Below are 18,727 nucleotides of genomic sequence, written 5' to 3' on the forward strand. Positions count from 1 at the left end.
ATCAGCCCACCTCGACTCTGGGCGCCGACCCGGCCAGCAGGCCGGAGGTGCGCGGGGTGGCGGTCGGGAGCGCCGAGGAGGCGGGGACCGCCGGACCGGCCGGGAGCGCCGGACCGGTGGCCAGGGACATCGACATGTAGACGGCGCGGTCGCCGTAGCTCGCCGGCAGCGCCACCGAGGGGTCGGCCCGGTAGCCCAGCGGCGCCCAGAGGACGTCGCTGCCCCGGACCGCGACCAGGGAGACGGTGGCGAAGCCGCGCGCCCGCGCCGTCGCGGCGAGGTGGTCGAGCATCAGGGGGGCCAGACCGCGGCCGCGCAGCTCCTCGGCGACGACCAGGTCGTGCGCGTGCATGTTGCTCGGCGGAGCCGCGGGGTCGCCGGGGCCGGTGGCCTCGGCCCGGCTCAGGTCCGGGCACCGGTGCAGCCGGTAGGGCAGCGCCAGCAGGTAGCCGCCGAACCGCCCCCGGTACTCCAGCGCGAAGCAGGTGTCGGGCGAGGCCCGGCCGCGGGACTCCAGCGCGGCCCGGCCTTCGGAGAGGCCGCTCGCGGCGTAGGCGCGCTCCTCCAGCGCCACCACGCCGTCCCAGTCGCCGGGGGCCAGCGGGCGGATGCGGATGCCGTCGGGTGTCTCGGCCATCTAGGAGGAACCTCCGGGGGAAGCGGCGCCGGCACGGACGCAGGTGTACGGGAGCGGCTGGAAGCCGTTGAAGCCCTGGGTCGTGTACGCAGTGGCGTACGCGCCGCAGGAGAAGACCCAGACCGGGTCGCCCGAGGCGGCGGCGGCCGGCACCCGGACCAGTCCGTCCTCGTGGGCGTAGGCGTCGTCGCTGTCGCAGGTGGGGCCGGCGACCACCGCCGGGACGGTCGCGGTGGGCGTGCCGGACGGTCGGGCGTCGGTGTGGGTGGGGAACTCCAGCCGGTACTGCAGTTCGTCCATCTCGTACAGGCCGTTGAACTTCCCGCAGCTCAGGTAGAGCCAGTGCCGGTGCTCCCCGGACGGTTCCCGGCGCGCCGTCAGCCGGGACACGTGGGCGCGGATGGCCCCGTGGTCGGCGACGAGGTGGCGCCCCGGCTCCAGCAGGAAGTCCAGCGGGGACGACGACACCTCGCGGAGCCGCTGCACGCCCTCCCGGATCACCGCGAACATCTTGTCCACCGGCGGGTCGAGCGGCCGGCCCCGCTTGTCGAGGACCCCGAGCGCCGGCAGACCGCCGCCGAGGTTGACGTGGTCCAGCAGGATGCCGCGCCCGTTCAGCGTCCCGACCACGGCGGCCAGCAGTTCCAGCGCGCTCCGCCAGGCCTCGGAGGTCATCTGCTGCGAGCCGACGTGGACCGAGAGCCCGGCCGGGGTCAGCCCCGCGGTCCGCGCCGCCTCCAGGACCAGGACGGCGTCCTCGGGCGAGCAGCCGAACTTCCGGCTGAGCCCCCAGAGCGCGCCCTCGCCGCTGGTGGCGAGCCGGCAGAAGACCCGGGAGCCCGGGGCGTGGACGGCGATCGCCGCCACGTCCGCCAGACTGTCGGTGGCGAAGTCCCGCACGCCGAGCCGGTACGCCTCGGCGATGTTCCGGTCGGACTTGACGGTGTTGCCGTAGTGGATCCGCCCGACCGGGACGCCGGCCCGCAGGGCCTGCTCGATCTCGTGCGGGCTGGCCGCGTCGCAGCCGGCGCCGAGCTGTGCCAGGCAGGCGAGCACCTCGTCCACCGGGCACGCCTTCAGGGCGAAGCGCACGCCGACCTCGGGAAGTTCGCGGCGCAGGGCCGCGTACTGGGCCTCGATGCCGTCCAGGTCGTAGATGATCCGGTCGTCGGTGGCGGCCGCCAGGGCGGCGCGCAGGGTGCTGTCCTGAGGAGACGTCGGCGGCCGCGTCGTCGGCGCCGGCGGCTGTCGGGGTGTCTCGTCGGCTACCTGGTCGGGCGTCTGGTCGGCCGTCTGGTCGGGTCCCTGCCGGGGCGGCCGGTCGGCCGTCTGCCGACAGGTGCGCAGTGCCGTCCCCGCGCGGCCCGTTCTCGTCCCGCTCATCGGGCCGTCCGGTCGAGTCCGGTGGCCCGGGCGGCCGCCACCAAGGGGGCCCAGGACTCGATCAGCCGCGCGAAGTCCTCGGTGTCCGCCTGCGCCTCGTCCAGCAGGCGCTGCCGCCGCGGCGCCAGGTGGTCGGCGAACTCGGCGTACTTGCCGCCCAGCCGGCGGTAGCGCCGGTCGAGGACGGCCAGCCGGCGGACGTTCTCGGCGCGGTCGGCGCCGGTGCTGCGCCGCACCGCGTCCGCGACGGCGTGCGCGCGGACGCGGTGCTCCTCGTCGAGGAGGGCCTCCGCCGCGTCCTCCATGAAGGAGTAGACGGGGTGGAGGTAGAGCATCGACAGCAGGAACTTGGTGAACCGCAGCTGGTAGGCGGTGAACCCGGGCCCGGTGCGGCGCTCGGGAGTGTAGTAGTTCACGATGTTGCGGTTGTGCACCACGCCGGGCAGCGTCGCGTCGCGGACCACGTGGAGCAGGAAGTAGTCGCTGCCGATGGTGTCGGTCGCCGGCGGCAGCGGGACGCGCTCGTACACCTGGTGGTCGAGGGCGATGTTGCACATGTCCACCCGCCAGATGTCCGGCAGGTCCAGGACCGACCGGTCCGCGCGGAAGGGCTCGGTGCCGGCACCGACGAAGGAGTCCTCCACCAGCTCCCGCCGCTCGTCGTCCGTCGCGCCCGCCGGGGCCCAGAGGCCCACCACCTCGTAGTAGGCGGCCTCGTCCAGGTCGCGGATCTCGCCGATGTCGACCGAGAGTTCACCCACGAAGGAGCTGCCGACCATGGCGACAGGCTTGTCGGCGTGCACCCGGGCCAGGGTGGTCTCGGTGACCGCGCCGGCGGCGTCGGCGGCGCGCCGGCCGATCGAGAGCAGCTCGTGGTGGATCGGGAACACCGGCCGGTGGCCGAGGAGCTGGTAGGCGCTGTCGGAGTCGCGGCGGTGCACGGAGGTGCAGCCGAGGGCGGCGGCGAACAGGAACGCCCGGTTGGTGCAGGCCCCGTAGGAGACGGCGTCCGGGAGCATGAGGTCCAGCAGCGCGTCCGGCTCGGCGGCGGCCGCGCGGTGGACCACCTCGCGCAGGAAGGCGCGTTGGCGGGCCTCGTCGAAGTGGTGCACGACCACGCCCGGTACGTCGGGCAGCGCGGCAACGGCCTTGGCGTGCACGGCGTACGTCGGCTCGTCGGAGGAGTCGAGGATCAGCAGGTGCACCTCGGCGCCGAAGTGTCCGGCGGCGTGCGCGGCCTCCTCGCCGATCGCCGCGACGGTGTCGGCGCAGGGTCGGTTGGTGGGCAGGGTGAGGCAGATCCGCGGTCCGGCGGTGGGGCTGGTGGTCACTGGTCGGCGTCCTGCGGTGCGGTGGCGGGCTCGGTACGGGGCTCGGTACGGGGCACGGTGGAGCTCACGGCCGGGATCGCGGTGGCGGCCGGGGCCGGGGCCGGTTCGGCGGCGACCTTCGGGTCCGGGCCGTGCCAGGAGCGGAGGCCGAGCAGCCTCTCGCCCAGCTCGTCCAGCTCCGCGCGGCCGTACCGCAGCGACTCGTGGCGGCGCGCGTCGCCGACCAGCGTCCGGTTCCAGGTCGGGGTGGAGAGGTCGCGCCAGGACGCGACCCGCGAGCGCCGGAGCTCCTCGTGCTCCTCCAGCGCCGGCATCATCGAGAGGTACTGCACGGCGCGGACGCCGTCCGCCGAGGTGTTGCGGGCGACCCCGTGGGCCAGCATGCCGTTCCAGATCAGCAGGTCACCGGCCTGCAACTCCGGCCGGACGACCGGGAATTCGGACCGGTCGATGGCCGGCCTGATCGGGTCGCGGTCGGTCGGCTGGGTGGCCTGCCATTGGTTGAAGCGCCGGAACAGCTCGGGGTTGCACTGGAAGCCGCCCTGGTCCGGGCGGGTGTCGTCGAGCGCGATGATGCCCTGGACGCGCTGCGGCAGCATGCCCTGGGTGGTGTCGACGTCCCAGTGCAGCTCGATGTCGAAGCCCGTGTCGGTCGGCTCGATCAGCGCGCGGTCGCGGGTGCGGACGTTCGGCGGGTTGAGGTTGAGCCGGTCCAGCGTCACCCACAGCTCCTCGCAGTCCCAGACGTCGACGAACGCGTCGTAGACGCGCTGCGACTGCCGGCTGTCCCAGAGCAGTTGGTGCTGGTAGGCCTCGACGAAGCCGTACACGTGCAGGTGGAGGTCCAGCTCGTCGCGGAACTCCTTCTCCTCGTACCAGGTTTCCGGATCGTGCCGGTCGAGTCCCTGGAACTCCCAGGCGAAGTCGAGGAGTTTGCGGGCCGCCTCGGCCGGGATCGCCTCCTTCACCACGACGTAGCCGAAGGTCTGCCAGAACGCGTAGTCCTCCGCGGAGAGGACGCGCAGCGGGTGCGTCTTCGCGATGTCCTTCAGCTGGGTGCGGGCGAGGTAGGACTCGCCGTCGTTGCTGAAGTACGGGCGGTCCGACGCGGCGCGATAGAGGTATCCGTCGGGGGCGGGCATGCGATCACTCCAAGGGCGTGCGGGATCCGCCCGCGTGCGGGCGTGGCGGCGTCGGGGCGGCGGCGTGCGGCGACGGGCACGGCGGTGCCGCGTGCGCGCCGGGGGCCGGCGTGAAGCGGTGGGCGGGTGAAGATGGTGCTGAAGGTGGTGCGTGAAGGTGGTGCGTGAAGGGGCGGGTCCGCCGCGGCGGACGGCTCGGGGTGTGGGCCGGTGCCGTCGGTCGAGGGCGCGGCGGGTGCGGTCGGCGCGGCCGTCCGTGCGGACGGGGCCGGGCCGGGGTTCCTTCCTCCTTCTGCACTGCTCCGGTCTGCACCGATCGGCGTGCTCGCCACGGGGCGTCGACGCCTCGGCGGACATGCGGCGGGGTCGGCCAACTCGCATGTCCGGCATGGCGTCCCGCCGGGGCTCTGCGCCGTGTCGAACGTTCTTGCCCCTACGTTGGACTAGACCAACTTGCGGTGTCAACCCTTGTCCGGAGGCGGCCGGATGACGGTGGCTCCGCCGCCCGCACCGGCGGTGACCTGCGGCGGTCCGGTGGTGCGGGATCGGCCGGCCGGGCGGCGGGCGGATTGCCCGAAGGGGCACCGCGCGGTGCCCCTTCGGGCTCGGCGGGGGTGCGGTGTGCGGCTCCTGTGGTGTGCGGGAGGGTGAACACGCGGGCGCCCCGGGTCGGCCGTGGATTCGGCCGGCCCGGGGCGCCCGGTGTGCGGTCCTTCGGCGCCCCAGGTGGATCCGGTGGATCCGGCGGGGCGGTGGCTCAGTAGCCCTGGACGGTCACCCAGTCGCCGGACTGGGACCTGGGCACGTTCACGGTGGTGTACCAGAGCCGAGTGTTGGACGAGCAGTCGGTCGAGGAGTAGGACTGCAGGTTGACGTCGTACTTCCACCACCAGCCGGCAGCCGCCTTGCTGGTCTCGTTGAAGTAGTAGAGGCGGAAGCAGCCCTCGTTCCACTCGTTGTCGTTGTTGTACCCGGAGATCTTGAACGACCGGGCGATGTTCGAGTTGTTGTGCCAGGCGATCTGCTGCCCGTTGGTGCCGGTGGTGCGGGCCGAGGCCGGGGTTGCGGTCGCGACCAGGGTGGCGGTGGCCATGGCGGCGACGGCCAGGGCGCCGACGCGCGCCGAGACGGACTTGCGCATGCTGAAGATCCCCCCGTGGAGATTGACGTGCTCGCCGCAAGATCGTGGCGGCCGCGGACGATGCTAGCCCGCGACGCGGTGCCCGGTCGGGATTTCCGGAACATCTGATCGGATCGCCGGCTGCCCCGCAGGTCAGGCCGGTGCCGGGCGGCCGGACGGGTCCTGGTCGGCGGGTGGCCGCGCCCCGCGGGGGCCGTTCGTCCGCCACCGGCGCGTCTCCGGCCCCGGTCCGCCGATCCGACCGGCGCCGAGCGGGTGTGTCAGGCTGGTGGGGGTGGGCTGGAGCGCGACCGAGGTCGGGAGGCTCGCGATGGCCGAGATCAGGGTGAACGGGGTGTCGCTGTACTACGAGGCCCGGGGTTCCGGGCCGGGCGTGGTGCTGGTCCACGGGTCCTGGAGCGACGCCGACAGCTGGGCCCGGGTGGTGCCCGGGCTGGCCGAACAGGCCGGTGTCGTCGCCTACGACCGGCGCGGGCACAGTCGCAGCGAGGACCTGCTCACCCAGGGGTCGGTGCACGAGGACGCCGCCGACCTGGCCGGGCTGATCGAGGGGCTGGGCCTCGCGCCCGCCTTCGTCTGCGGGGACTCCTACGGCTCGCTGATCACGCTCCGGCTGGCCGCCGCCCGGCCCGACCTGCTGCGGGGGATCGCCGTTCACGAGCCGCCCGGGACGTCCATGCTGCTCGCCGACCCGGACCTGCGGCCGATCGGTACCGCCTTCGCCGGCCGGATCGCCGCCGTGCGGGAGCTGTTGGAGCAGGCCGAGTCCGCCGCGGCGGCCGAGCTGTTCGTGGAGACATTGGCCTTCGGCCCGGGCGCGTGGGCCCAGCTGCCCGCTCCGATCCGGCACACGTACGTTCGCAACGCGCCGACCTACCTGGACGAGCTGCGCGACCCGGACGCGCTGGACCTCGACCTCGCCGCGCTGGCCCGCTACCCGGAGCCCGCGCTGCTCACGCAGAGCGACGACAGCGCGCCGATGTACGGGGAGGTGCTGGACCTGATCGACCTCGCACTGCCGAAGCCCGAGCGGCACCTGTACGAGGCCGCCGGTCACGCTCCGCACCTGTCGCAGCCGGAGGAGTGGGTGCGGGTCACCCTGCCGCGCATCCTGGGGTGAGGCGGGAGCCGGGGCGCGCGCCGGGGTACGCGCGCCCCGGCTCCGTGGGGCCCGTCAGGCGCCCGCCGGTGTCCGCGGGTACCGCGGTTGCCGTGCTCGGGCGGTTGCCGTGCTCGGGCGGTGCCCGGGGTCAGGCGGTGCCAGGGGTCTTGCGGGTGGTCACGTTCATCCGGTTCCAGGCGTTGGCGGTGAACACGAGCGCGATCAGCCTGGCCAGCTGCTGGTCGTCGAAGTGCTGCGCCGCCTCCGCGTACACCGCGTCCGAGACGCCCTGCGGCAGCAGCGTCACCGCCTCGGCCAGCGCGAGCGCCGCGCGCTCCCGGGCGGTGTAGAGGGAGGACTCCTCCCAGGCGCTCAGCTGGTGGACGCGCTCCTCGCTCTCGCCGGCCTTGCGGGCGTCGGCGACGTGGTAGTCGATGCAGTAGGCGCAGCGGTTGATCTGCGCGACGCGGATCTGCACCAGCTCGACGAGCACGGGGTCGAGGCCCTGCCGGGCGGCCGCGTCCAGGGCCAGGACGGCGCGGAAGACCTCGGGGGCGGCGGTGGCGAAGTTCATGCGCTGAGGGATCTGAACCGTTGTCATGTGAACGAGCCTAGGCGGGTCAGTGGCCCTCACCATGGTGCACTCCCGGTAGAGGTTCGTGGGTCAATCCGGCGCTGCCGCGGCAGCGGCCGTCAGGCGCCCAGGGCCTTCCGCACCGCGTCGACCAGACGGTCGGCGCGGGCGTCGCCGTGGCCGATCATGCGGTTGGCGACGTAGGCGAAGCCGACGCCGAACTCGTCGTCCCCGAAGGCGAACTGGCCGCCCGCGCCGTCGTTGCCGAAGCTGCGCGCGCCGAGCATAGGGCGGAAGGACGGGGAGCCGAGCAGCACGCCGGAGCCCCAGCGGGCGCCCATGTCGAAGCCCAGGAAGCCTGCGCCGGAGGAGAGTTCGCGCAGCGCGTCGGTCACCGTCTCGGCTGAGAGCAGGCGCTCCCGGCCGTCGACCCCGGTGACCGCCGCCGCGTACACGCCGGCCAGACCGGTGGCGGATGCGACGGCACCCGCGCCCGGCAGCTCGATCGCGTGCAGCGCCGGATCGTTCCAGCCGTGCGGCTGGTCCAGGCCGGGGAAGGCCAACGCGCCGTTCATCGTCACGATCCGGGTGAGCAGGTGCTCGGGGCCGGGCATCGGGCGGCGCCCATCGGCCTCCACCAGCCTTGCCAGGCGGCCGAGTTCGACCTCCGGTAGGCCGATCCAGGCATCCAGGCCGAGCGGCTCGCCGATCGCGGTGCGGAAGTACGCGCCCGGCGTCTGCCCGGTGATCCGGCGGACCACCTCACCGATCAGGAAGCCGAGCACGTGGCCGTGGTACTCGTAGGCGGTGCCGGGCTCCCAGAGCGGTCGCTGCTCCTCGATGGCGCGGACGACCGGCGTCCAGGCGGCGATCTCGTCGAAGGCGGGGGAGGCGTCCAGCGCGGGCAGGCCGGCCCGGTGGCCGAGGACCGTCCGGCAGGTGATCGCCTCCTTGCCGCCCTGCGCGAACTCGGGCCAGTAGCGGGCCACCGGGGCGTCGAGGTCGAGCCGGCCCTGCTGGGCGAGCAGGTGGGCGGTGACGGCGACCAGGCCCTTGGCGCAGGAGAACACGGGGACGAGCGTGTCCGCCGTCCACGGGCGCCCGGCCCGCTCGTCGGCGGTGCCGGCCCAGAGCTCGACCACCTTGCGACCGCCGGCGAACACCGTGACCGCGGAGCCGAGTTCGGGGAAGTCGGCCCAGTTGCGGGCGAAGGCGTCGGCCACCCCGCCGTAACCCTCGTCGGCCCAACCGTGCTGCTGCCGTTCCATTGCTGCCGTCCTGTTCCCGTTGGTCCGGTCGCTGCCGATCGGCAGCCTCTCCTGCGTCGTCCGAGGTGGTCGCGGTGGGACTCGGAGGTGACGAGTCCGACGGTGCGACCACGATCGAGGACCGGGACACGGTACGGGAACGGGCCAGGCGGACGGAACCGATTTCCGGCGGGGCGGCGGTGTGCCCGCGGCGCCGCAGGGCTGCGCGTCCGGCCCGTCGGTGGAGGGGCGTCGACTCCACCGTGTGGGAACCGCACGGGAGGTGACGCTAAGGTGCCAGGCGTGACAGCAGTGAGCGGGGCACTGATCGGGGGCCGGTACCAGCTTCTGGAGCTGATCGGCCGGGGCGGCATGGGTCGTGTGTGGCGGGGGCGGGACACGAGGCTCGGACGGGACGTCGCGGTCAAGGAGGTAATGCTTCCGCCCGGCGTCGGCGAGCGCGAGCGGGACGAGTCGGTCCAGCGCGTGCTGCGCGAGGCCAGGGCGGCGGCACGGCTCAACCATCCCGGCATCGTCACCGTGCACGACGTCGTCGAGTACGAGGGTGCCCCGGTGATCGTGATGGAGTACGTCACCGGCAGGTCGCTCGCCGCCGAGCTCGCCCGGGGCGGTGCACTGCCGGTGGAGCGGGTCGCCGAGCTCGGCGTGGCGATGGTGAAGGCCCTCCAGCGCGCCCACGCGGCCGGGATCGTCCACCGCGACCTCAAGCCGGACAACGTCCTGCTGACGGACGATCGGGTCGTCATCACGGACTTCGGCATCGCGCACGTGGCCGACGCGACCACGGCGCTCACCCGCACCGGTGCGGTCATCGGCACGCCCGCCTTCATGGCCCCCGAGCAGTTGGAGGGGCGGCCGCCCACCCCGGCCAACGACCTGTGGTCGCTGGGCGCGACGCTCTACGCGGCGGTCGAGGGGGAGGCGCTGTTCAGCGGCACGACCTTCGGCGCCCTCTGCGTCGCCGTGGTGACCAAGGAGCCGCGGCCGGCGGTCCGGGCGGGTGTCCTGGCGCCGGTGCTGGCCGCGCTGCTCGCCAAGGACCCGGCTCGCCGGGCCACGGCGGAGCAGGTGCGAGCGGCGCTGGAGACGGTGACGCGGACGGGTGCGCTGCCCGACGGTCTGCCGGTCGGGCCGGTGCCGACGCCCACGGCGCCGGGGACCGGGCCGGTGCCGGGCGGAGCGGTTCACGGTGGCGCGGCGTCGGGTGGCGCGGCTCGGGGCGGTGCGGTGCCGGGTGGGGCCGGGGCGGCCGAGCCGTTCCGGACGGGGCGGGTGCAGGCCGGGCCGACGGTCGGGAGCCCGGGCTTCGCCGGACCGGGCGCCCCCTCGGCGGACGCCGTGAACGCCGCGCCCCCCGTGCCGCCGTACCCGGGGGTGGCGTCCCCGTCGACGGCGCCCCCCGTGACGTGGCCCATCGCGCCCGTCCCCGCCGCGTCCGTGCCCGGGGCGCCCGTCCCCGCCACGTCCGTGCCCGGGGCTCGTCCCGGGCCGACCGCGGTCGGGGCTGCGGTGGTGCGGTTCCTCGGCTGCCTGGGCCTGCTCTGGGCCATCGGCTCCCTGATGCCCTGGAACAACCTGGGGGACGTGCCGGACGGCTACGTCTTCATCGCCCTCACGGTCACCGCGGTGCTCGCCCTCCTGCACGCCCTGCCCCGGCCCCGGTGGCACCCCGCCGCGGTGTGGGCGGCCACGGTCGCGGCCGACGTGGGCCTGTTCTTCCTCACCAAGGCCGTGCTCCTCGCCTGGCTCGGTGCGCGGAAGATCGGCTTCGGCGAGCTGCCGTGGCAGATCGTGGTGAACATGCTGATCCTGGGCACCGGCGCCTGGCTGCTCTGGATGGTCGTCCCAGGCAGTCGCCAACGCTTCTGAGATGACGGGAAGTTCGCCGTCGGGCAGGGTGGTTCGCGCTGCCCCACGGGCGACTTGGTCCGCCTGCTGGACCGCCGGCGGAATGTGCTGGACAGCGGAGCCGATGCGTCCGATGGTGGGCGGCATGGAGTTCACCCATCTCGGCCGCACCGGCCTGACCGTCTCCCGGCTCTGCCTGGGCACCATGAACTTCGGCCCGCACACCGAGGAGTCCGACGCCCACCTGATCATGGACACCGCCCACGAGCGGGGCATCAACTTCTTCGACACCGCGAACGCGTACGGGCGGGACGGCGAGGGTAACCTCAAAGGCCGCACCGAGGAGATCATCGGCAGATGGTTCGCCCGGGGCGGCGGCCGCCGCGAGCGGACCGTGCTGGCCACCAAGGCGTACGCGCCGATGGGGGAGTGGCCCAACCAGGGGCGCCTCTCCGCACTCGCGATCCGCCGCGCCGTGGAGGACAGCCTGCGCCGGCTGAACACCGACCACATCGACCTCTACCAGATGCACCACATCGACCGGGACACGCCCTGGGAGGAGATCTGGCAGGCGATGGAGGTCCTGGTCGCCCAGGGAAAGATCATCTACGTCGGCTCCAGCAACTTCGCCGGCTGGCACCTCGCCCAGGCGCAGGAGTCCGCCCGCGCTCGGCACTTCCTCGGCCTGGTCAGTGAGCAGTCCCTCTACAACCTGCTCGACCGCGCCATCGAGCTGGAGGTGATCCCCGCGCTCCAGCACTACGGCCTCGGGCTGCTGCCGTGGTCCCCGCTCCGCAGCGGCCTGCTCGGCGGCGTCCTGCGCAAGGAGCGGGAGGGTGCCGCCGTCCGCGGCGTCACGGGCCACGCCGCCGAGATCCTCGCCGCCAACCGCGACCGCATCCAGGCCTACGAGGAGTTCGCCGCCGGGCTTGGCGCCGACCCCGCCCACCTCGCGCTCGCCTGGCTCCTCGCCCGTCCGGCCGTCACCGCCCCGATCATCGGCCCGCGCACCCCGGACCACCTCGACGCCGCGATCGCCGCGCTCGACCTGAAGCTCGACCAGAAGACCCTCGACCGTCTCGACGAGATCTTCCCCGGTCACCGGCCCGCCCCGGAGGACTACGCCTGGTAGCCGGTGCCGGGGGCTGCATACCCGCCGGTGACCGGGGTCCGCTGTGGTAGCACTGCTGCCATGACGGAGAGGCCTGCCCGGCGTGGCAGTTATCACCATGGGGACCTGGCAGAGGCGCTGGTGACGGCGGCGTTCGAGCTGTTGGACGAGCAGGGGCAGGCCGGGGTCAGCGTCCGGGAGGTGGCGCGGCGGGCCGGTGTGTCGGCCGGGGCGCCGTTCCGCCACTTCGCCGACCGGCAGGCGCTGTTGACGGCGCTGGCGGACCGGGTGCTGGCGGACTTCGAGGCGTGGCAGCGGGACGCGGTCGCGGGCGACGAGGGGTCCGCGCTGCGCGCGACCGGGCTGGGCTTCGTCCGGTACGCGATCCGGTACCCGCACCGGTTCGAGCTGGTGCGGTCGCGGGTGTTCGCGCCATCCCGGCAGCCGGAACTGGAGCGCCGGCTGGAGGGGATCGACGAGGCCTACACCGAACTCATCGTCGCGGACCAGGAGTCGGGCCGGCTCCGGCCGGGGGACCCGGCGCTGGTGGGGCTGGCCGCCCAGGCGCTGGTCTGCGGGCTGGCGCAACTGATCATCGACGGGTACCTGCCGATCGGGGAGGCGGAGGAGCGGGCCGCGCAGGTGCTGGACACCTTCGGCCAAGGGATCGCCAATCCCCGGTGAGGGGAGGGGATTTGGGCTTGCGCGAAGCCTTGACCGGGTGGTCGGCCGCTGATGTAATCACCGCTTACATGGGTGGATGGAGACAGCTGGAGGCCGATGTGTCCGCCAAACCGAATCCCGGATACACCACCGCAGGCGCCACCGGGGACACGGTCGTGCTGCTGATCGGCATGCGCATCAACCGCTTCTGGGCCGTCCACCACTGGGTGCCGGTGATGACGGCGATGTTCCGGATGCTGTACGAGCTGGCCAGGGCCCCCGAGCGCGGGCTGCGCGGACGGATCCTGCTGACGGCCTCGCCGCGGACGTACTACGTCGTCCAGTACTGGGAGTCGAAGGAGAAGCTCTACCGGTACGCCGCCGCTCCGGACGCCTTCCACCGGAAGGCCTGGGGCATCGCCAACCGCAAGGTGAAGGCGGGGAGGACCCGGCAGCACGTCGGGCTCTGGCACGAGACCTACATCGTGCCGGAGGGGTCCTACGAGGCGATCTACTTCGACATGCCGCCGTTCGGCCTGGCGGCGGCCCACGGCGTGCTGCCGGTGGAGCGGCGCGGGCGCCGGGCGGCGGATCGCCTCGCGTACCGGAACAAGGCCGCGGAGGGCGCGGAGGCCGGGGTGGGCGCGGAGGTGACGGGGGAGGCGGAGAAGCCGCCCGCCGGGGGCCGTGCCGCTGAACGGGCCGCGGCGGACGGTGGTCGGGCGGCCAGCGGCGTGGCGGACACCGGCAGGGTGGAGGACGGCACCGCCGTCGCCGGGGGTGCCGGCGAGGCGCGCGGGGGTGCTGCGGCTCAGTAGAGCAGGCCGCCCATGTGGTCGTCGTCGGCGAGGAGCTGCCAGGAGTGGACCGGGGTCGCGAAGGCCTCGGGGTCGACGGCGGCCACCACGTGCTCGGCCACGTGGCCCAGCAGCGCCTGCGGGTCGAAGACCGCCCAGGCCGCGCCGGCCCGTCCGTCCTCCCAGCGCCGCCACTCTGCGCGCAGCCGCTCGCGCGTCCAGAGTGCGAACAGAAGTGCGGAGAGGTCCCGGTTGAGGTAGGCCGCGGGAACGCCGGGGTCGTGCCAGGCGGGCAGCTCCAGCCGGCCGGTGGCGCCGTCGAGGGCGATCACGAGGTCGTGCGGCCAGTGCGCGAGGGCGAGGTGGTCACGCTGGTACTCGCGCTCGGCGGCCGGTTCCGCCTCGCCGGCGGAGGCGAAGTCCTCCGGGTGCGCCTCGGCCATCGTGCGCAGCGGCCCGGTGGCGGCGACGTCGAGCACGGTGCCGCCGACCGGCAGACCGAGCTCGGTGAGCAGCCGGCGGGTGGGGCCGTGGGTGAGCACGTCCGGCAGCTCGTCGGGGTGGAAGCGGCGGATGCCCGCGACGGCGGTGCCGGTAGCGGTCGTATCTGTAGCGGACGTGCCGGTAGCGGCGGTGTCGGTCGTGGCGGTGTCGGTGCGGGCGCTGAGCTCGGCGAGGTCCGCGACGAGCTCGGGGGTTATCCCGTACGCGAGGGAGCCGGTCCCGTCCGGCGCGCCGGACAGGGCACCCCAGGCGAGGGAGCGGACCAGCAGGGCCGTGTCCCAGTGCGCGGGCGGGGCTCCGTCGTCCCGGAAGAGCGCCGGGTCGACCGTCCGCATCCGCTGCCGGACGACGTCGACCACCCCGGCGACGACCGCCGGTCCGCGCTGGCCGTCGATCGCCTCGGGCTCCTCGGCGGCGAGGGCCGCTGCGTCGACCTCGCGCAGCAGCTCGACCAGCTGCGGCAGGCCGGTCGCGAGCAGGTCGCGGCGGAGCGCGCCGCCGCGCCGGCCGGCCAGGAAGACCTCGCCGGTCACGCCGTCGAGGAGGACGGCGTCGCCCTCGTGGGCGGTGTGGGCGGTGTAGGTGGTCTCGCCGAGGACGAAGAGGTGCTCCTTGTCGCCCTCGTCCGCCGTGTCGCCGAAGGCCTCCAGCGGTGGCCCGCCGAGGGGGTGGAAGTCCAGGAAGGCGGCCGTCTCCGGCAGGCCCTCCGTGGTCAGGAAGTCCCGGCTGGGCTGGTGCGCGAGCCCGTCCGGAAGCTCCGCGGACTCCAGCCGCAGGCGCCCGCCCCAATCCTGCTCGATGCCCACGCCTGGCCACCCCCGGGTTGATGATCGTTGATCACTGCCGACCCTAGCGGGCCTCACCGACAGCGCCGCGGCCAGGGCGGCCCACGGCGTTCCGCGGTGGGTGGCCGGTGGCCGGTGGGCGGTGGCGGGTGCGGTCGGTGGCGCGGCTCGCGGGTGTCGTACGGCGGCGGAGCCCGTCCGCCGTGAGAGCGTCGGTGCATGGTGGTGGCGGAGGAAGGCGGACGCGGGGCGGCCGTGGTGCACGAGGTGCCGTACTACGCACAGTGGGAGTCGCCCGAGCTGGTGCGGGGGATCATCGCCGGCTCGGTGAGCGCGGCGGACGACCCGCGCTGGGGCGCGTCGGGGGCCGCCACGCCGGAGGAGTACGAGTACTGGTCCTGGCGGCTCTGCGGCGTCGCCTGCCTGCGGATGGCGCTCGACCACTGGTGGGGCGTCGCGCCGTCGGCGATGACACTGGCCGGCGAGTGCCTGACGGCCGGCGCCTACGAGCGTGACGGCGACCGGCTGCGCGGGCTGATCCACACGCCGTTCGCCGCCTACGTCCACGAGCGCTGGGGACTGACAGCGCAGGCAAGGGAGTTGACGCCCGAGGAGGTGTCGGCGGAGGTGGCCGCCGGGCGGCTGGTCATGCTGTCGGTGCACCCGGCGGTCCGCCACCCGGACGGCCCCGAGCCGCAGCGGCGCGGCGGGCACCTGGTGCTCGCCGTGGGTACGACGGGGACGGCGCTGGTGATCCACAACCCGTCCGGGTTCGCGGGCGAGTCGCAGGCGTACGCACACGTCCCGTGGCGGCACTTCGAGCGCTTCTACTCCGGTCGGGGGATCGTCCTCGGCCCGCCGGAGACCGTCGACGGCTGAGGCGGGCGTGCGGGCGTGCGGGAGTGCGGACGGGTGCGGGCGGGGTCCTCAGCCGTCGACGGTCTCCGGGGCGGCGTGCGGGTGGGCGGGGCGCGGGTGGGCGGCCGGTGGACGTCCGGCCGAGCTGGGCGTGACCCGTTCGGGTGACCCGCGCCGGGCGTGGCCCGCCTCGGCGGCGGTCGCGCGCGGCGCAGGGCACCGGCTCGGACGCGGGTCAGGCCGTGGTCTTCGGCAGGCCTATCGGATTGACCGGGGGCAGGGCGGCGCGGCAGAGCGCCGCGATCGGCTTGAGCGCGGCGGCGAGCCGGTCCGGCTCGGCGCTCGGCTGGTCCTGCCAGACCCGGGCGGCGGCCAGGTCGGTGGCCGCCTCCAGCGCCTGGTGGCGGAGCCGCCCGGACTCGGTGATCGTCCCGCGCTCGGTGAGCCAGCCGCGTTCCGCCAGCCGGGCGGTGGCCGCGTCCCATTCCTCGTCCGCCCAGCCGCGCATCGGCTGGATCGCCTCGCGCCGGGCGTCCAGGGCGCAGCGCACCACCAGCGCCTCGCAGCCGTCCAGCCCGGCCGCGACCAGGGCGCCGACGTGCCCGTCGCCCCGGTGCTCGCGCAGCACCGTGGCCGCCTGCCAGAGCCGCCCGTGCAGGCCCGTCGGGCGGGGTAGGGCGGCGTTCGCGGCGGCCAGCACCCGGCCCGCGCAGTCCAGCCGGGAGGCGGCCTGCTCCAGCCGGTCGGTGACCAGCTCGATCCGCTCCCGCTCGACGTGCTCCAGCAGCCGTTCGAGCGTCGCCGAGGCCCCCTCGACCCGGGCCGCCAGCGTGGTCGCCGGATCGGCGCGCTTCCAGACGTCCGGGAGCGCCCGCTCCACCATCCCCGGTGCGAAGCCGAAGAACGCGGCCACCACCGGCGGGGCGTCCACCGGGCCCAGCGGCGCCGCGCGGCCGGCGAAGTAGCCGCGCCAGCCGCCGCGCAGTCCGGCGGCCTCGAAGGCGGCGCGCGCCTCGGGCGCGAAGTAGGTGATGGCGTGCACCGGCTCGAAGAGCCACCAGAGAGCGCGGGCGGGGTGGACGGGACCGGTCAACGGAGGGCCTTCCTCTGCGGGGAGCGCCGGGGCGCGCGGACGGGGGGAGGTGCCGCACAGGGCTGATGGCCGGCCGCACAAGGCTGATGACCGTGGCGGTGGCCGCGATAACCCCGCGCGCGGTGTGACGAGGGTCACGGCGAGGTCTCGCGCCTCGGAACCCGCCCCCTTTCGGTCCCTCCGGCCCGCCGAGAGATGATGGGCCGAGGTGTCCACTCCCGGCACCGGAACCCTCGCACGAAGGCATTCGGTAATGGCGCAGATCAACCCCAGCATCCTGTCCGCGGACTTCGCGCGGCTCGCCGAGGAGGCCGAGGCCGTCAGGGGCTCGGACTGGCTGCACGTCGACGTGATGGACAACCACTTCGTGCCCAACCTGACGCTGGGCGTCCCGATCGTGGAGTCGCTGGCCCGGGCCACCGACACTCCGCTCGACTGCCACCTGATGATCGAGGACCCGGACCGCTGGGCCCCGCAGTACGTCGAGGCCGGCGCAGGATCGGTCACCTTCCACGTCGAGGCCGCGGCCGCGCCCGTCCGCCTCGCCCGCGAGATCCGGGCCAAGGGCGCCCGCGCGTCCATGGCGCTCAAGCCCGGCACGCCGATCGAGCCGTTCGAGGATCTGCTGCCCGAGCTGGACATGCTGCTGATCATGACCGTCGAGCCCGGCTTCGGAGGCCAGGCGTTCCTCGACATCATGCTGCCCAAGATCCGCCGCACCCGGGAGCTGATCGACAAGCACGGCCTGGAGCTGTGGCTGCAGGTCGACGGCGGGGTCTCGGCCGGCACCATCGAGCGCTGCGCCGAGGCGGGCGCGGACGTCTTCGTGGCCGGCTCCGCCGTCTACGGTGCGGAGGACCCGGCCGAGGCGGTCGCCAAGCTGCGCGCGCTCGCGGACGCGGCGACGGCCGACGCCTGGTGGGCCTGCGGGCACTGAGGCCGAGAGGCTCGGGCGCCGGTCGCGCCGCGTCCGCTCAGCGTTCTGCGCGCCGACCGGTCGCGATCGGTCGGCGAGCGCGCGGCGAGCGGAGGGTGAGCGGACGGCGCCCGGTTCGCCGGGTGGAGGAACCCGCCGGGGTGCTGGATGATCGTGCTCGACACCCCGGCCCCGGCCGGTCCCGACCGTACGGTGGAGGACCCGCGACATGAGCAACCTCGACCTCAAGCCCGCGCCGACCAGCTGCGGCGGCGAGGCCGGCGCAGGCCCGGTGACGGAATTGCTGACTGGCCGTCAGGTGCCGCTCGGCGAGAGCACGGTGGTGCGCCGCCTGCTGCCCAACCTCGGGCGCCGGATGGTCGGCGCCTGGTGCTTCGTCGACCACTACGGCCCGGACGACATCTCCGACGAACCCGGTATGCAGGTCCCGCCGCACCCGCACATGGGCCTGCAGACCGTGAGCTGGCTCCACCAGGGCGAGGTCCTGCACCGCGACAGCCTCGGCAGTCTGCAGACCGTCCGCCCCTACGAGCTGGGCCTGATGACCTCCGGCCGGGCGATCTCGCACTCCGAGGAGTCCCCGCGCCCGCATGTCCGCTACCTGCACGGCGCCCAGCTCTGGGTGGCCCTCCCGGACGCCCACCGGCACACGGACCCGGCCTTCGAGCACCACGCCGACCTGCCCGTCGTCACCGCCCCCGGCCTGCGCGCGACCGTCATCCTCGGCACCCTCGACTCGGCGGCCTCACCCGGTACCACCTACACCCCTCTGGTCGGCGCCGACCTCGCCCTCACCGCGGGCGCCGACCTCAAGCTCCCCGTCGAACCCGGCTTCGAGTACGCCGTCCTCTCGATGACCGGCAGCGTCGACGTCGACGGCGTCCGGGTAGAGCCGGGCTCCATGCTCTACCTCGGCACCGACCGCCGCGAACTCCCGCTCCTCGCCCGCACCGACGCCGCCGTCCTCCTCCTCGGCGGCCGGCCCTTCGAGGAGCGTCTCGTCATGTGGTGGAACTTCATCGGCCGATCCGGTGCTGAGATCGCACAGGCACGAAACGACTGGGAACAGGGCACACGGTTCGGCGAAGTTCACGGCTACGACGGTGCCCGCCTGCGGGCTCCGGAGATGCCGGCGACGCCACTGAAGGCGCGGGGTCGGGTGCGCTGACCTGCGCAGATGTCCTCGAAGTCATGCCTGCACACTCCGCTGCTCACCGGACTGCTGGCGAGTCTGGGGGCCTTACTGGAGGACGCGCGCTCCTAGGTTTCGACGCCTGACGGAGGCGAGGTCCCCGCTCCTCCTGATTCTCAGGTCTGGGTGTCTGTAGCAGGGTTCAGTCGACTCGATGCTGACCTTTTGCTGACCTTCCTGATGGAAAGTCAGATAGCGTGATCAGGCGAAAGCCCCTTGAGCAGTCGAGTCCGAGCGCCGCATGGAAGGTCCTCCGTGCCGCTCGTTCGCGGCCTGCCGGTCCGGGAGGTTCTGGATGGCGGCGCGTCTGCGATCCGTCGTCAGGCTGGTTAGGTCGGCGCCAGACGGGGGCCGTTCTTGC

The 18,727-nt window shown here is 74.1% G+C and carries 16 protein-coding genes and 1 pseudogene; 8 read left to right on the forward strand and 9 right to left on the reverse strand.

The genetic code is table 11. The annotated features are described in order from the left end of the window. Position 1 precedes the first annotated feature (1 nt). From ACF9IK_RS28820 to ACF9IK_RS28840, 5 genes are all read right to left on the reverse strand, one after another. On the reverse strand, positions 2–637 hold the full coding sequence (locus ACF9IK_RS28820) for a GNAT family N-acetyltransferase (protein ID WP_395296994.1): 636 nt from the start codon (positions 635–637) through the stop codon (positions 2–4). Next, complete coding sequence (locus tag ACF9IK_RS28825) at positions 638–2,020, reverse strand: type III PLP-dependent enzyme (protein ID WP_395296995.1); 1,383 nt, start codon at positions 2,018–2,020, stop codon at positions 638–640. After that, positions 2,017–3,351 carry a DUF6271 family protein gene (locus ACF9IK_RS28830; RefSeq protein WP_395296996.1) on the reverse strand — a complete coding sequence of 445 codons (1,335 nt, stop codon included), beginning with the start codon at positions 3,349–3,351 and terminating at the stop codon, positions 2,017–2,019. The genes ACF9IK_RS28825 and ACF9IK_RS28830 overlap by 4 nt, the downstream gene beginning before the upstream one ends. After that, on the reverse strand, positions 3,348–4,493 hold the full coding sequence (locus ACF9IK_RS28835; RefSeq protein WP_395296997.1) for a phytanoyl-CoA dioxygenase family protein: 1,146 nt from the start codon (positions 4,491–4,493) through the stop codon (positions 3,348–3,350). Before ACF9IK_RS28835 ends, ACF9IK_RS28830 begins: the two co-directional genes overlap by 4 nt. A gap of 757 nt (positions 4,494–5,250) precedes the next feature. Beyond that, positions 5,251–5,634 carry a hypothetical protein gene (locus tag ACF9IK_RS28840; RefSeq protein WP_395296998.1) on the reverse strand — a complete coding sequence of 128 codons (384 nt, stop codon included), beginning with the start codon at positions 5,632–5,634 and terminating at the stop codon, positions 5,251–5,253. 310 nt (positions 5,635–5,944) lie between these two features. Between ACF9IK_RS28840 and ACF9IK_RS28845 the strand changes: the two genes are divergently transcribed. Next, the gene (locus tag ACF9IK_RS28845; RefSeq protein WP_395296999.1) at positions 5,945–6,754 is read left to right on the forward strand and encodes an alpha/beta fold hydrolase; all 810 of its coding nucleotides are present in this window, start codon (positions 5,945–5,947) and stop codon (positions 6,752–6,754) included. 130 nt (positions 6,755–6,884) lie between these two features. On the opposite strand, the gene ACF9IK_RS28850 is transcribed toward ACF9IK_RS28845, so the two are convergent. After that, positions 6,885–7,337, reverse strand: coding sequence for a carboxymuconolactone decarboxylase family protein (locus ACF9IK_RS28850; protein WP_395297000.1), 453 nt, complete (start codon positions 7,335–7,337; stop codon positions 6,885–6,887). A 92-nt stretch (positions 7,338–7,429) separates the two neighbouring features. Continuing rightward, positions 7,430–8,578, reverse strand: coding sequence for a serine hydrolase domain-containing protein (locus ACF9IK_RS28855; protein ID WP_395297001.1), 1,149 nt, complete (start codon positions 8,576–8,578; stop codon positions 7,430–7,432). Positions 8,579–8,860: 282 nt separating this feature from the next. On the opposite strand from ACF9IK_RS28855, the gene ACF9IK_RS28860 reads away from it, so the two are divergent. The 4 genes and pseudogenes from ACF9IK_RS28860 to ACF9IK_RS28875 all read left to right on the forward strand — a co-directional run. Beyond that, positions 8,861–10,447 (forward strand): serine/threonine-protein kinase, encoded by a 1,587-nt coding sequence (locus ACF9IK_RS28860; RefSeq protein ID WP_395297002.1) that lies wholly within the window; start codon positions 8,861–8,863, stop codon positions 10,445–10,447. 124 nt (positions 10,448–10,571) lie between these two features. After that, a complete protein-coding gene (locus ACF9IK_RS28865) occupies positions 10,572–11,558 on the forward strand; it encodes an aldo/keto reductase (protein WP_395297003.1) in 987 nt (328 codons plus the stop codon). 60 nt (positions 11,559–11,618) lie between these two features. Next, positions 11,619–12,221, forward strand: coding sequence for a TetR/AcrR family transcriptional regulator (locus tag ACF9IK_RS28870; protein WP_395297004.1), 603 nt, complete (start codon positions 11,619–11,621; stop codon positions 12,219–12,221). Positions 12,222–12,289: 68 nt separating this feature from the next. Beyond that, positions 12,290–12,817, forward strand: a pseudogene (locus tag ACF9IK_RS28875) (DUF4188 domain-containing protein); the annotation flags it as partial. Positions 12,818–13,011: 194 nt separating this feature from the next. Here ACF9IK_RS28875 and ACF9IK_RS28880 read toward each other — a convergent pair. Next, entirely contained in the window at positions 13,012–14,307 is a 1,296-nt protein-coding gene (locus ACF9IK_RS28880) for an SUKH-4 family immunity protein (protein ID WP_395297005.1), read from the reverse strand. Between the two features lie 198 nt (positions 14,308–14,505). Here ACF9IK_RS28880 and ACF9IK_RS28885 point away from each other — a divergent pair, with 198 nt between their 5' ends. Next, on the forward strand, positions 14,506–15,165 hold the full coding sequence (locus ACF9IK_RS28885) for a C39 family peptidase (RefSeq protein ID WP_395297006.1): 660 nt from the start codon (positions 14,506–14,508) through the stop codon (positions 15,163–15,165). A 214-nt stretch (positions 15,166–15,379) separates the two neighbouring features. Here ACF9IK_RS28885 and ACF9IK_RS28890 read toward each other — a convergent pair whose 3' ends face one another. Beyond that, positions 15,380–16,237, reverse strand: coding sequence for an SCO6745 family protein (locus ACF9IK_RS28890; RefSeq protein ID WP_395297007.1), 858 nt, complete (start codon positions 16,235–16,237; stop codon positions 15,380–15,382). A 253-nt stretch (positions 16,238–16,490) separates the two neighbouring features. Between ACF9IK_RS28890 and rpe the strand changes: the two genes are divergently transcribed. Then, entirely contained in the window at positions 16,491–17,174 is a 684-nt protein-coding gene (rpe, locus tag ACF9IK_RS28895; protein ID WP_395297008.1) for a ribulose-phosphate 3-epimerase, read from the forward strand. 208 nt (positions 17,175–17,382) lie between these two features. Continuing rightward, positions 17,383–18,342 (forward strand): pirin family protein, encoded by a 960-nt coding sequence (locus tag ACF9IK_RS28900; RefSeq protein WP_395297009.1) that lies wholly within the window; start codon positions 17,383–17,385, stop codon positions 18,340–18,342. Positions 18,343–18,727: the final 385 nt, after the last annotated feature.

The sequence above is a fragment of the Kitasatospora hibisci genome (genome assembly GCF_043950205.1).
GTDB lineage: Bacteria > Actinomycetota > Actinomycetes > Streptomycetales > Streptomycetaceae > Kitasatospora > Kitasatospora hibisci.

Bases quoted from the DNA above. Each gene is read 5' to 3' on its own strand.
- ACF9IK_RS28850 (WP_395297000.1), bottom strand. From the start codon at position 7,337: ATGACAACGGTTCAGATCCCTCAGCGCATGAACTTCGCCACCGCCGCC.
- ACF9IK_RS28900 (WP_395297009.1), top strand. From the start codon at position 17,383: ATGAGCAACCTCGACCTCAAGCCCGCGCCGACCAGCTGCGGCGGCGAG.
- ACF9IK_RS28840 (WP_395296998.1), bottom strand. From the start codon at position 5,634: ATGCGCAAGTCCGTCTCGGCGCGCGTCGGCGCCCTGGCCGTCGCCGCC.
- ACF9IK_RS28865 (WP_395297003.1), top strand. From the start codon at position 10,572: ATGGAGTTCACCCATCTCGGCCGCACCGGCCTGACCGTCTCCCGGCTC.
- ACF9IK_RS28835 (WP_395296997.1), bottom strand. From the start codon at position 4,493: ATGCCCGCCCCCGACGGATACCTCTATCGCGCCGCGTCGGACCGCCCG.
- rpe (WP_395297008.1), top strand. From the start codon at position 16,491: ATGGCGCAGATCAACCCCAGCATCCTGTCCGCGGACTTCGCGCGGCTC.
- ACF9IK_RS28885 (WP_395297006.1), top strand. From the start codon at position 14,506: ATGGTGGTGGCGGAGGAAGGCGGACGCGGGGCGGCCGTGGTGCACGAG.
- ACF9IK_RS28825 (WP_395296995.1), bottom strand. From the start codon at position 2,020: ATGAGCGGGACGAGAACGGGCCGCGCGGGGACGGCACTGCGCACCTGT.
- ACF9IK_RS28820 (WP_395296994.1), bottom strand. From the start codon at position 637: ATGGCCGAGACACCCGACGGCATCCGCATCCGCCCGCTGGCCCCCGGC.
- ACF9IK_RS28845 (WP_395296999.1), top strand. From the start codon at position 5,945: ATGGCCGAGATCAGGGTGAACGGGGTGTCGCTGTACTACGAGGCCCGG.
- ACF9IK_RS28855 (WP_395297001.1), bottom strand. From the start codon at position 8,578: ATGGAACGGCAGCAGCACGGTTGGGCCGACGAGGGTTACGGCGGGGTG.
- ACF9IK_RS28870 (WP_395297004.1), top strand. From the start codon at position 11,619: ATGACGGAGAGGCCTGCCCGGCGTGGCAGTTATCACCATGGGGACCTG.